This window comes from Variovorax sp. E3 (genome assembly GCF_016082275.1).
GTDB lineage: Bacteria > Pseudomonadota > Gammaproteobacteria > Burkholderiales > Burkholderiaceae_C > Variovorax.
Genome location: NZ_MOWM01000196.1, coordinates 1 through 12,241, shown reverse-complemented (window position 1 = coordinate 12,241; position 12,241 = coordinate 1). Strand labels below are relative to the sequence as shown.

The window sequence follows — 12,241 nt, the reverse complement described above, 5'->3', positions numbered from 1 at the left end:
AGGCTTGGTGCGGGTGAACTTACCTTTTGCCATTTTTCGACTCCGAAAAAAACGATTTCAACGTATGCAGGTGGGGCACAACTTCTTGGTTGCAACCCCTTCAAAAACTGGTGCCCTTTGCGGGAATCGGACCCGCGACCTCTCCCTTACCAAGGGAGTGCTCTACCACTGAGCCAAAAGGGCTTTTGTAACAAAGTTACGAATTCACATCGCTTCAACAACAAACCAGGTCTCTGGAGCGGGAGACGGGAATCGAACCCGCGTCATCAGCTTGGAAGGCTGGGGTTCTACCATTGAACTACTCCCGCATCGGGGCACTTCACGGCACCCAAAGCGCTAGATCCAATCGCTCTTAGAAACCAAATTCATCGCTGGTGGAGAGGGCTGGATTCGAACCAGCGTACTCGTAAGAGGGCAGATTTACAGTCTGCTGCCATTAACCACTCGGCCACCTCTCCGGCGAACCTCGAAATATAGCACGTTTTTGTGACTACTCAGAAATCCCAATCTCAACGAAGAGGTGGAAGATCTGCACGAGGTGAGAACCGGGCGAATTATCCATGAAGTTCAGCCTCCACTTTGCCGAGCCTCGCGCCAAGCACGGGCTTCGCCGAAATGTCCGCAGCCGATGAACGGAACGGGCGGCCGCAACGCCGACAGAGGTGACGGATGATTCGACATCAGCACCTTATGGTGCTTAACGTCAATCAACGCCCGCTTACTCTGCGCGTGCGAACCCCATAGCATAAAAACAACAGGCCGCTCGCCATCCGCGACATGGCGAATGACCGCATCGGTCAGCACCTCCCAGCCCTTGCCTGCATGGCTCGCGGGCTGGGCTTCCTCGACCGTCAGGCAGGTGTTGAGCAGCAGCACGCCGTGCGTCGCCCACTTCACCAGGCTGCCGCCCGGATCGGGAAACGGCGGCGGCGGCGTACCGAGATCGCGCTGTAGCTCCTTGAAGATGTTGCGCAGCGAAGGCGGCAGCGCGATGCCCGGCGCCACCGAGAACGCCAACCCTTCGGCCTGCCCGCGCCCGTGGTACGGGTCCTGCCCCAGGATGACCACGCGCACGTCTTCAGGCGGCGTGAGCTCCAGCGCGCGCAGCGGCTGCGGCGGAAAGATCACCGCGCCCGCATCGAGCCGCTCGCGCAGAAAGCCCTGCAGCTTCTGCCCCACGGCACTTGCAAAGAAATCGTCGACCAGCGGCTGCCAGCCCGGCGCCACCGGCCAGTCGGCGGGGTTGCTGCTCGACAGCTGATCGGGCCGGCTCATTGGAACAACGCAGCGAGGGCCTCGCCGGGTTCCTTGGCGCGCATGAAGGCCTCGCCCACCAGGAAGGCGTTGACACCCGCCGCGCGCAGCGTGGCCACGTCCTCGCGCGTGGCAATGCCCGATTCGGTCACCGGCAGGCGATCGCCCGGCAGCCGGGGCAGCAGATCGATGGTGGCCTGAATCGACACTTCGAAGTTGCGCAGGTTGCGGTTGTTCACGCCGATCAGCGCCGTCTTGAGCTTCAGCGCGCGGTCGAGTTCAGCCGCGTCGTGCACCTCCACCAGCACCGCCATGCCGAGCCCGCGCGCGATGGCTTCGTAGTCCTTCATCTGCACATCGTCCAGGCACGCGGCGATCAGCAGGATCGCGTCGGCGCCCATCGCACGCGACTCGTACACCTGGTAGTCGTCGACGATGAAATCCTTGCGCAGCACCGGCAGGTCGCACGAGGCACGCGCCTGCTTGAGGTAGTCGACGCCGCCCTGGAAGAACTGCTTGTCGGTGAGCACCGAAAGACATGCGGCACTGACCGTGCCGTCGCCCTCGGCGTAGCTCTGCGCGATGTCGGCCGGAATGAAGTCTTCGCGCAGCACGCCCTTGCTCGGGCTGGCCTTCTTCACTTCGGCGATCACGGCGGCCTGGCCGGCGGCGATCTTGGCGCGCAGCGCGGCTTCGAAATCGCGCGTCAGCACGCGGCTTTCGGCATCGAAGCGCACCGCCTCGAGCGAGGCGCGCTTGCGTGCCGCCGCAACTTCCTGGTGCTTGACGGCAACGATCTTGTCGAGGATGTCGGACATGGCTTCTGGGGTTCCCGTTTCGTTTCTTGTCTGCTCTGCGTTCAGACGGTGGCGGATGCCTGGACCAGCTCGGCGAGCTTGGCCTTGGCGGCACCCGACGCAATGACGGCGCGCGAGCGCTCGATGCCCGCGGCCACCGAATCGACCACGTTGGCCGCATACAGCGCGGCGCCGGCGTTCAGCAGAACGATGTCGAGCGCGGGGCCGGCCTGATTGTCGAGCACCCCGATCAGCATCGCCTTCGACTGCTCGGGCGTTTCCACGCGCAGCGCGCGGTTGCTCGACATCGCGAAGCCGAAGTCTTCGGGGTGCAGTTCGTATTCGCGGATCTCGCCGTCCTTCAGCTCGCCCACCATGGTGGCCGCGCCGAGCGAAATTTCGTCCATGCCGTCGCGCCCGTACACCACCATCGCGTGCTCGGCGCCCAGGCGCTGCAGCGCGCGCACCTGGATGCCCACGAGGTCGGGGTGGAACACGCCCATCAGGATGTTCGGCGCGCCCGCCGGATTGGTCAGCGGCCCGAGGATGTTGAAGATCGTCTTGATGCCCAGCTCCTTGCGCACCGGTGCGACGTTCTTCATGGCCGGATGGTGGTTCGGCGCGAACATGAAGCCGATGCCGCATTGCGCGATGGAGCGCGCGATCTGCTCGGGCTTCAGGTTGATGTTCACGCCCAGCGACTCCAGCACGTCGGCACTGCCCGACTTGCTCGACACGCTGCGCCCGCCGTGCTTGCTCACCTTGCGCCCGCCGCGGCCGCCACGAACATCGAGCAGGTCGAGATGTTGAAGGTGTGCGAGCCGTCGCCACCGGTGCCGACGATGTCGACCAGGTTCGTGGTGTCGGTCACCGGCACCTTGGTCGATACCTCGCGCATCACCTGCGCGGCGGCGGTGATCTCGCCGATGGTTTCCTTCTTCACGCGCAGGCCGGTGATCAGCGCGGCCATCATCACGGGCGAGCACTCGCCGCTCATGATGAGGCGCACGATGTGCAGCATCTCGTCGTGGAAGACCTCGCGGTGCTCGATGGTGCGCTGCAGCGCTTCCTGGGGGGTGATCATGAGAAAGGTCTCCTCGAAAAATGAATCAGCGGCCGATGCGAGCGGCGGGTGCGTCGGTGAACGCGAGCTTGAGGCCGAAGCCGATGAACAGAACGCCGGCCACGCGGTCCAGCCAGTGCATGCCCTTCTGCACGGCACTGCGGCGCGCCATCCAGCCCGCGGCGACGGCCCAGCCGACGTTCACGGGAATGGCGTTGACGTTGAACAGCACGCCCAGCAGCACGAAGTAGAAGGCCGTGTGGCCGGCGCCGGGCGCGATGAATTGCGGCACGAAGGCCAGGAAGAACAGCGCGACCTTGGGGTTGAGCACGTTGGTCCAGAAGCCGCCGAGAAAGATCGCCTTGAGGCTGCGCGCTTCGCCCGTTGCGGCCGCGGCTTCAAGGTCGGCGGGCGGCTTCGCGCGTGACAGCACCATGCGCACGCCCAGGTACAGCAGGTACGCCGCGCCAATGTACTTGAGCACGGTGAAGGCCGTGGCCGACGTCGCCATCAAGGTGCCCACGCCGACCGCCGCGGCGAAGATGTGCACGAAGCACCCGGCCGTGATGCCCAGCCCCGCCACGATGCCGGCGCGCACGCCGCTGCGCAGCGAATTCGTCACGACGTACAGCACGTCGGGCCCCGGTGTGAGGTTCAGCAGCCAGCCGGCGGCGATGAATGCGAGCAGATGGGGAAGATCAGGCATCGCGTTCTCCGTGGCTCAGGCGTTGAGGAATCGGCGGATCGCTGCAACCGCGCGGTCGACGCCGGCGGCATCGACATCCAGGTGCGTCACGAAGCGCAGCCGGTAGAGCCCCGTCGCCAGAATGCCCTGCTGGTTGAGGCTCGCGATCAGCTCGGCGCAGCGCGCCTGCGCCGCGCCGGTGAGGTCGACGAACACGATGTTGGTGTCCGGTGCCTCGACCTTCAGCCCTTCGATGCCTTCGAGCCCCTGTGCGAGCCGCTGCGCGAGCGCATGGTCGTCGGCGAGGCGATCGATGTGGTGGTCCAGCGCATGCGAGGCCGCCGCCGCCAGCAGGCCGGCCTGACGCATGCCGCCGCCCGCCATCTTGCGGATGCGGTGCGCGCGCGCAATGAACTCGCGCGAGCCGACCAGCGCCGAGCCGATGGGCGCGCCGAGCCCCTTGCTGAAGCACACCGACACGCTGTCGAAGCACTGCGCGATGCGCCGGGCTTCCGCGCGGATGTCGCCATGCTTGTTGCGCGCCGCCTGCGCGGTGGCCGCGTGAAAAGACGCGCGCCGTCCAGGTGCCGCTGCAGCCCCTTGCGCTTGGCCAGGTCGGTCGCGGCCTGCACATAGTCGAAGGGCAGCAGCTTGCCGCCCAGCGTGTTCTCCAGCGCCAGCAGCCGCGTGCGCGCGAAGTGCGCGTCGTCGGGCTTGATGGCCGCCTCGATCTGCGCGAGCGGCAGCGTGCCGTCGGGCGCGTGGTCCAGCGGCTGCGGCTGCACGCTGCCGAACACCGCCGCGCCGCCGCCTTCCCAGCGATAGCAATGCGCCTGCTGGCCGACGATGTATTCGTCGCCCCGGCCGCAATGCGAAAGAATCGCGCACAGGTTGCTCTGCGTGCCGGTCGGCACCAGCAACGCGGCCTCGAAGCCGAGCATGGCCGCGATCTTTTCCTGCAGCGCGTTCACGCTCGGGTCGGTGCCGAAGACGTCGTCGCCCAGCGGCGCCGCCATCATGGCCTCGCGCATCGCGGGCGTGGGTTGCGTGACGGTGTCGCTGCGCAGGTCGACGAGGGAGGTGCGGTCGGTCATGGTGGCTAGTCCAGGAAATTCTTGAGCATGGCGTGGCCGTGCTCGGTGAGGATCGATTCGGGATGGAACTGCACGCCTTCGATGCGCACGTCGTGCGCGAAGCCAGTGTGCCGCACCCCCATGATCTCGCCGTCGTCGGTCCAGGCGGTGACAGCCAGGGCCTTGGGGCAGCTCTCGCGCTCGATCGACAGCGAGTGGTAGCGGTTGACGACGAACTTCTTCGGCAGCCCCGCGAACACGCCCTCTTGCGTGGTCGTGATCTCGCTGGTCTTGCCGTGCATGAGCTGCTGCGCGCGAACGATCTTGCCGCCGAAGGCCGCGCCGATGGCCTGGTGGCCCAGGCACACGCCCAGGATGGGCAGCTTGCCCGCGAAGGCCTCGATGGCCGCCACCGACACGCCCGCCTCCGCCGGCGAACACGGCCCCGGCGACACCACCAGCCGCGTCACGCCCGAGGCGATCAGCTCGCCGATCCGGGCCACCGAAATCTCGTCGTTGCGGTGCACTTGCACATCCGCACCCAACTCGCCGAAATACTGGACGATGTTGTAGGTGAAGCTGTCGTAGTTGTCGATCATCAGCAGTTTCATGGCTTGCTCACAATCCGGTGCACGCCCTTGACGACGGGGAACACGTTGAAGTTGATCAACAGGCCCAGCTTGAGCCCCGACAGACGCAGCGCCGCCAGCACCTGCGCGCGGTGCAGGTCGGTGAGCACGTCGACCGCCTTGAGCTCCACGATGACCGATTGCTCGATCACGAAGCCCGCGCGGTACACATCGCCGAGCGAGCGGCCCTTGTAGCTGACCGACAGCGCCACGTCGCGCGTGAAGCCGATCTCGCGCTCGGCCAGCTCGATGGCCAGCGCGGCGGCATAGGCGCCCTCGTCGAGCCCGGTGCCGAGCACGCGCTGCACTTCGACGGCCGCGCCGATGATCTCGTGCGAGAAGTCGTTCTGAATATCGGGTGCGGTGCTCATGCTTACTCCAGGCCTTCCTCGACCAGTTCGGCGGCACGCAGGAGTGCGCGCGCCTTGGCTTCTGTTTCTTTCCATTCCAGCTCGGGCACCGAGTCGGCCACCACGCCGGCAGCGGCCTGCACGTGCAGCATCTGGTCCTTCACGATGCCGGTGCGGATGGCAATGGCCACGTCCATGTCGCCCGCGTAGCTGATGTAGCCGCAGGCGCCGCCGTACAGGCCGCGCTTGGTGGGCTCGAGCTGGTCGATGAGTTCCATGGCGTGCACCTTGGGCGCGCCGGTCAGCGTGCCGGCCGGGAACGTGGCCTTGAGCACGTCGATGGCGGTCATGCCGTCCTTCAGCGTGCCTTCGACGTTGCTCACGATGTGCATCACGTGGCTGTAGCGCTCCACCGCGAAGGCTTCGGTCACCTTCACGGTGCCGGTCTTGGCGATGCGGCCGATGTCGTTGCGCGCCAGGTCGATCAGCATCACGTGCTCGGCGCGCTCCTTCGGGTCGTTGATCAGCTCCACCTCGGCGGCCTTGTCGAGCTCGATCGACGCGCCGCGCGGGCGCGTGCCGGCCAGCGGGCGGATGGTGATCTTCTGCTCGCCGTCGCCCGTGTTTTCCTGGCGCACCAGGATCTCGGGCGACGCGCCCACCACGTGGAAATCGCCCAGGTGGTAGTAGTACATGTAGGGCGACGGGTTCAGCGAACGCAGCGCGCGGTACAGCGACAGCGGCGACTCGGTATAGCGCTTGCTGATGCGCTGACCCACCTGCACCTGCATGAAGTCGCCGGCGGCGATCATTTCCTTGGCGCGTTCCACGGCCGCGAGGTAGTCGGCCTTGGCAAAGCTGCGCTCGGGCGGGTGCGCCTGCGTGGGCTTCACGATGGGCGCGCTCACCGAGTACTTGAGCTTGTCCTTCAGCTCGCGCAACCGGCGCTTGCCCACGGCGTAGGCCTCGGGCTGCTTCGGGTCGGCGTAGACGATGAGGTAGAGCTTGCCCGACAGGTTGTCGATGACCGCCAGCTCTTCGCACTGCAGCAGCAGGATGTCGGGGCAGCCCAGCGTGTCGGGCGGGCAGCTCTTTTCGAGCTTGCGCTCGATGTGGCGCACGGTGTCGTAGCCGAAGTAGCCCGCCAGGCCGCCGCAGAAGCGCGGCAGGCCCGGCCGCAGCGCCACCTTGAAGCGCTTCTGGTAGTCGGCGACGAAGTCGAGCGGGTTGCCCCTGGCGGTTTCGACCACCTGCCCGTCGGTCACCACTTCGGTGACGGCGTCGGCGCCGAAGCCGCTCGCGCGCAGCAGCGTCTTCGCGGGCAGGCCGATGAAGCTGTAGCGCCCGAAGCGCTCGCCGCCCACCACCGATTCGAGCAGGAAGCTGTGCTTGCCGCCGCCCTGCGAATGGGCCAGCTTGAGGTAGAGGGAAAGCGGGGTCTCGAGGTCGGCGAAGGCCTCGGCCATCAGCGGAATGCGGTTGTAGCCCTGGGCGCTGAGGCTCTTGAATTCAAGTTCGGTGATCACGGGTTCGTTCTCCAATTGCCGGCCGACGCTCCTGTGTGGTCGGGGGCAAGGTCATTCACGGGTGGTCCGGCGTCGTCGAAGTATGAATCGATCCGGAACCGAGGGCGCACGGCGTGCGCCGTGCAATCAAACAGTCAGCGATGTATGGCTACGCCAGGGCCAGGCTCCCCGGCTGCCTTGACCTGTTTGATTGATGTGATGAACGAACATGGAAAGCCGAGTTTAGCCCACGAAAACACCCGGGCGCGAAACAACGCGCGGTTCGGTGCCGGCTTCAGGGTTCCCCCGGAGCCTGCGCAGAAAACGAAAAGATACATTCGCACGACCGTTCGCAAAATAACAAGGAGACTTCCCGTGCCCGCTTTTTCGCTCCTGAAAGTGTTCTCCCGGCTCGCCCTGGCGGCGGCCTGCGTGGCCGCGGCGCTCGGCGCCTCGGCCGCGCAAGTCGACGTGGCGGGCGTCAAGCTCGACGACCGCATGGACCTGCGCGGCAGCCCCCTGCAGCTCAACGGCGCGGGCATCCGCTACAAGGCCATCTTCAAGGTCTACACGGCCGGGCTGTATGTGGGCAAGAAGGTGTCGTCGCCCGAGGAAGCGCTGGCCGCGCCGGGCCCCAAGCGCGTGGCCATCACGATGCTGCGCGACATCGACGCCAACGAACTGGGCAAGCTCTTCACCAAGGGCGTGGAAGAGAACTCGCCCAAGAGCGAAATGGTCAACCTCATTCCGGGCCTGCTGCGCATGGGCCAGATGTTCGCGGACCAGAAGCAGCTGAAGACCGGCGACACCTTCACCATCGACTGGCTGCCCGGCACCGGCACGGTGATCACCGTGCGCGGCGTGCCGCAGCCCGACCCGGTGAAGGAGCCGGCCTTCTTCAACGCGCTGCTGCGCATCTGGCTCGGGCCGAACCCGGCCGACTGGAAATTGAAGGACGCGCTGCTCGGCAAGCAGTAGCCCGGCGCGCAGCGACCGACCGGGCTCAGGCCGCCGCGAACTCGGCCAGCGAGTCCACGAAGCCGTCTGCATCCACGCCGCGCACCGGCTCGCCGTGGTTGTAGCCGTAGGTCACGAGCACCACCGGGCAACCGGCGGCGCGCGCCGCGCGCGCGTCGTTGCTCGAGTCGCCGACCATCAGCGTGCGCGCGGGCACGGTGCCCAGCGCCTCGCAGGTCTTGAGCAGCGGCAGCGGGTCGGGCTTCTTGCGCTCGAAGGCGTCGCCGCCGAGCACCAGTTCGAAGAATCCGTCGAGCCCCTTTTCAGCCAGCAGCGGCTTCGCGAACGCGGTCGGCTTGTTGGTGAGGCAGGCCAGCCGCAGGCCGCGCGCGCGCAGCGCCTTCAGGCCCTCGACCACGCCCGCGTACACGGCCGAATGCTGGCCGTTGACCGCGAGGTAATGGTGCTGGTAGCGCTCCCAGGCGCGGTCGAACAACGCGCGCGCCTCGGCGTCGGCGGCATCGCCTTCGGCCGGCGCCATCACGTGCACGAGCGCGGAGTGAATCAGGTGCTCCGAGCCCTTGCCCACCATGCGCTCGATCGAGGCCGGCTCGACCGCGGGCAGCGAAAGGTCGGCAAGCATGCGGTTCAACGCGGCGGCGAAATCGCCGAGCGTGTCGACCATGGTGCCGTCGAGGTCGACGATGGCGGCGTCGAAGCGGGTGGGATCGAAGCGGATGGTGTTCAAGGCAGGCTCACGAAGTTGAAAAAAACGTGGCCAACGGGGGCGCACGGGACGTGCAGGGAAAACCCTGGGGACAGTTTCGGCACAAGGCCGCTGTTATCCACAGCGCCACCCGCGCCTGTCGAGTTGTTCTTGTCTCGAGACGCCCCGAAAACAGAGGTACACACAGTGACACGGACATGACAACTCGTTGTCAGCCAAGGAAAAAAGCGCGCTGTCCACAGGGCGGGTTTACCCTTATCTATTACTACTATCTTAAATAAGAAGAATAAGTAGATAGGAAGCGTGGGGCGTGCGACCGGGCCAGGCTGAAGCGCTCCGCCTGCGCCGGCATCGCCGGCCGGATAATGGCCGACCGATGATCGTCCGACCCCGCCCCCATTGGCTGCGCATGCTCTTCGTGTGGCGCGGTTCGGTTCTGCCGGATATAGCCCCGCAGTTGTTGTGGACCACCGCCTTCGCGGTGCTCGTCACCGTGCTGCACGGGCGGCTCTTTCAATGGAAGGTGCCGCTCAATTTCGTGCCCTTCTCGCTCATCGGCCTGACGCTGGCCATCTTCCTGGGCTTTCGCAACAGCACGAGCTATTCGCGCTACTGGGAAGCGCGCACGCTGTGGGGCACGCTGCTCAACGAAACACGTTCGCTGGTGCGGCAGGCGCTGACCCTGACCGCCTCGCCGTCGAATGCCGGCGTGCCGGCCGCGCGCCTCATCGCCTTCGTGCATGCGCTGCGCCATCAGTTGCGGGGCACCGACCCCGCCACCGACCTCGCGCGGCTGCTGCCGGCCGAAGACTGCGAGCGCTTGCGCGCCGCGCGCTTCAAGCCGGCGGTGCTGCTGCTCATGGTCGGCGAATGGCTGCGCGACCAGCGCCAGCGCGGACAGCTCGACCCGATGATGGCGCAGGCCATGGAAGTGCCGCTGGGGCGCCTGACCGAGGCACTGGGCGGCTGCGAGCGCATTGCCGCCACGCCGATTCCGTTCACCTATTCGGTCATCATCCACCGCACCATCTATCTCTATTGCGTGCTGCTGCCCTTCGGGCTCGTGGACGCGATCGGCGCGATGACGCCGGTGGTGGTGGCCTTCATCGCGTACACCTTCTTCGCGCTGGAAGCCCTGGGCGCGGAGATCGAGGAACCCTTCGGCACCCAGCCGAACGACCTTGCGCTGGACGCCATGTCCCGCACGATCGAGGCGACCCTGCGCGAGATGCTGGGCGAGCCCCCGGCGCAGGAAGCGGCCGCCACGCGAACTTCCGGTTACATGCAAACCTGAAGAAGCTTAAGACGCATTCCGGAAACTTTTCCGGGGCTTTCGTACACCTATGTTCCGGCGCTGTCTTCCGCGCATGCGAAAGAAAGGAAGGCGGCCATTCATTCAAAGTCTGCATTGCGGACACATCCATGAGGAACACTCCATGCGTCTGACGACGAAGGGCGGCTTCGCCGTGACAGCCATGATCGACGTGGCACTGCGAGAGCAGTCCGGTCCCGTGGCCCTGGCATCGATCGCCAAGCGCCAACACATCGCCCGCTCGTCGCTCGAGGCGCTCTTCAGCAAGCTGCGCCAGCACGCGCTGGTGAAGGCGACGCGCGGCCCCGGCGGCGGCTACACGCTGATGCGCAAGGCCTCGGAGATCACCGTGGCGGACATTCTTTTCTCGGTCGACGGCCAGGCCGCGCCCGAGGCCGAAGCCGCGCCGCCCCGCGCCGGGAACACCAGGAACGCCAAGGCCGACGACAACACGAACGCGGCGGGCGATGCCGGCTGCTATTCGACCGATGCGCTGTGGGCGTCCGCCAACCACCACGTGATGGAGTTCCTCGACTCCGTCTCGCTGCAAAGCCTGGTCGACGACCAGCTGGCCAAGGGCGTGCGCGTGGAAGAAGAAGCACCCCGCCGCAAGGAACCGCAGCCGCGCCCCACGGCCAGCCTGCGGCACGTGAACGCGCCCAACTCCGTGTTCGCGTGGAGCGGCGTGTTCGCCAAGCGCTGAGGGCGCGCTTTCCGGTTTTTTAGCGCGGCCCGCATTGCGGGTTCGGGCGGCTCGTTCGGCAAGGAGGTGCGTTCCTTCCGAAACCCACACAGAGCCCGCCCGCCATGCGCCCTCTTCTTTCCTGCCCGCAGCGCCGCCTGCCCCGGTTCGTCTTCGCGCTGCTGCTTCCCTCCCTGGCCCTGCTCGCCGTGGCGCCGACGGCACCCGCCGCCAGCGGCACCGCGCCGCGCGACTGCTCCGTCACCCTCGAGGCGACTCGATCATGTCGGGCATCCACACCCCCGACACGCGCCTGCCCGAGTCGCCCGCGGCGCTGCTGCGGCGCATGCGCCCGGCCTACACGGTGACCGACAACTCGGCCTCGGGCTCGACCGCCTTCGCCCGCGCGCCCGAGTTCGCGAAGACGCCGGTCACGACCCGCTTCGTGGTGCTGGAGCACGGCATCAACGACGCCCAGTTCGGCAAGCCCTACGAACCCGCGTTGCGCGGCATGGTCGCGCACGTGAAGGCGGCGGGGCGCATCCCCCTCATCACCGGCCTCAGCCGCCAGCCGCTGCCCTCGCGCGGGCGGGACGCGCACGACCAGACCGCGCGCCGGGTGGCCGCGGACACCGGCTCGCTGTTCGTCGACTGGGGCGCGGTTGCGTTCAAGCCGCGTGAGATGGCCGACGTGCTGCACCCCGGCCCCGCCTACAGCGCGCGGCTGATGGCGCGCCTGGTGGCCGTGCTGGACATGGCCGCGCCCGAGTGCAGGCGCTAGCCGCGCAAAAAATATTTCGCGGCGCCTTTACGGGTTTTGGCGGTCCCGTTCGGCAAAGGGGTGAATCGAACAGAAACCGACGACAGAAGAGAGCTTCCTCGCATGCACTCATCGACTTTCATCCACACGGCCACGCCGCTGGCGCTCGGCACCGCCCGCGAGCGCATCGACGTGCGGCAAGCGCTGCGCGCGCTGTCGGGCACGCACGCGCCGAGGCTGGCGCACCTGGGCATCGGCTTCGACCTGCGCCTGCCCGAGCATCCGCTGGACGTGCACGCGGTGCCCGACGACCTGCCCCGGTTGTTCGCGCACATCGCCGACGTCGCGGCCGGCGTGCTGCGGCCCGACAGCACGCTGCATGTGCTGGCGCGCGCCGAGGGGCAGCACGCGGTCATCAACTGGCGCGATGCGGGCGAAGCACCGCCG

11 protein-coding genes, 3 tRNA genes and 3 pseudogenes are annotated in these 12,241 nt (G+C 66.9%); 5 read left to right on the top strand and 12 right to left on the bottom strand.

Features of this window, described 5'->3' with window-relative positions; genetic code table 11:
* Positions 1–108: 108 nt before the first annotated feature.
* The 11 genes and pseudogenes from BMG07_RS36610 to trpE all read right to left on the bottom strand — a co-directional run bounded on the left by BMG07_RS36610 (position 109) and on the right by trpE (position 7,377).
* Positions 109–183 (bottom strand) — tRNA-Thr (locus tag BMG07_RS36610).
* Positions 184–234: 51 nt separating this feature from the next.
* Positions 235–308: transfer RNA gene (locus tag BMG07_RS36605), tRNA-Gly, on the bottom strand.
* A 64-nt stretch (positions 309–372) separates the two neighbouring features.
* Positions 373–458, bottom strand: a tRNA-Tyr gene (locus tag BMG07_RS36600).
* 109 nt (positions 459–567) lie between these two features.
* Entirely contained in the window at positions 568–1,275 is a 708-nt protein-coding gene (locus BMG07_RS36595) for a uracil-DNA glycosylase (protein ID WP_198088602.1), read from the bottom strand.
* The gene (gene trpC, locus BMG07_RS36590; protein ID WP_198088601.1) at positions 1,272–2,072 is read right to left on the bottom strand and encodes an indole-3-glycerol phosphate synthase TrpC; all 801 of its coding nucleotides are present in this window, start codon (positions 2,070–2,072) and stop codon (positions 1,272–1,274) included. The genes BMG07_RS36595 and trpC overlap by 4 nt, the downstream gene beginning before the upstream one ends.
* A 41-nt stretch (positions 2,073–2,113) precedes the next feature.
* Positions 2,114–3,135 (bottom strand): annotated as a pseudogene (gene trpD, locus BMG07_RS36585) (anthranilate phosphoribosyltransferase).
* Positions 3,136–3,160: 25 nt separating this feature from the next.
* On the bottom strand, positions 3,161–3,820 hold the full coding sequence (locus BMG07_RS36580; protein ID WP_198088600.1) for a LysE family translocator: 660 nt from the start codon (positions 3,818–3,820) through the stop codon (positions 3,161–3,163).
* A gap of 15 nt (positions 3,821–3,835) precedes the next feature.
* A pseudogene (gene ltaE / locus BMG07_RS36575) lies at positions 3,836–4,893 on the bottom strand (low-specificity L-threonine aldolase).
* 5 nt (positions 4,894–4,898) lie between these two features.
* Complete coding sequence (locus BMG07_RS36570) at positions 4,899–5,483, bottom strand: aminodeoxychorismate/anthranilate synthase component II (RefSeq protein WP_198088599.1); 585 nt, start codon at positions 5,481–5,483, stop codon at positions 4,899–4,901.
* Positions 5,480–5,872: a GxxExxY protein gene (locus tag BMG07_RS36565; protein WP_198088598.1), complete on the bottom strand. Its 393-nt coding sequence runs from the start codon at positions 5,870–5,872 to the stop codon at positions 5,480–5,482. The genes BMG07_RS36570 and BMG07_RS36565 overlap by 4 nt, the downstream gene beginning before the upstream one ends.
* A 2-nt stretch (positions 5,873–5,874) precedes the next feature.
* Positions 5,875–7,377, bottom strand: a complete 1,503-nt coding sequence (gene trpE / locus BMG07_RS36560; protein ID WP_198088597.1) for an anthranilate synthase component I — start codon at positions 7,375–7,377, stop codon at positions 5,875–5,877.
* Positions 7,378–7,731: 354 nt separating this feature from the next.
* Here trpE and BMG07_RS36555 point away from each other — a divergent pair, with 354 nt between their 5' ends.
* Positions 7,732–8,334, top strand: coding sequence for a chalcone isomerase family protein (locus BMG07_RS36555; protein WP_198088596.1), 603 nt, complete (start codon positions 7,732–7,734; stop codon positions 8,332–8,334).
* Between the two features lie 25 nt (positions 8,335–8,359).
* On the opposite strand, the gene BMG07_RS36550 is transcribed toward BMG07_RS36555, so the two are convergent.
* Entirely contained in the window at positions 8,360–9,061 is a 702-nt protein-coding gene (locus tag BMG07_RS36550; RefSeq protein ID WP_198088595.1) for a phosphoglycolate phosphatase, read from the bottom strand.
* 355 nt (positions 9,062–9,416) lie between these two features.
* On the opposite strand from BMG07_RS36550, the gene BMG07_RS36545 reads away from it, so the two are divergent.
* The 4 genes and pseudogenes from BMG07_RS36545 to BMG07_RS36530 all read left to right on the top strand — a co-directional run.
* The gene (locus BMG07_RS36545; protein WP_198088594.1) at positions 9,417–10,334 is read left to right on the top strand and encodes a bestrophin family protein; all 918 of its coding nucleotides are present in this window, start codon (positions 9,417–9,419) and stop codon (positions 10,332–10,334) included.
* 142 nt (positions 10,335–10,476) lie between these two features.
* Positions 10,477–11,055 (top strand): Rrf2 family transcriptional regulator, encoded by a 579-nt coding sequence (locus BMG07_RS36540; RefSeq protein ID WP_198088593.1) that lies wholly within the window; start codon positions 10,477–10,479, stop codon positions 11,053–11,055.
* A gap of 262 nt (positions 11,056–11,317) precedes the next feature.
* Positions 11,318–11,815: an SGNH/GDSL hydrolase family protein gene (locus BMG07_RS36535; protein ID WP_198088592.1), complete on the top strand. Its 498-nt coding sequence runs from the start codon at positions 11,318–11,320 to the stop codon at positions 11,813–11,815.
* A gap of 102 nt (positions 11,816–11,917) precedes the next feature.
* A pseudogene (locus BMG07_RS36530) lies at positions 11,918–12,241 on the top strand (hypothetical protein); the annotation flags it as partial.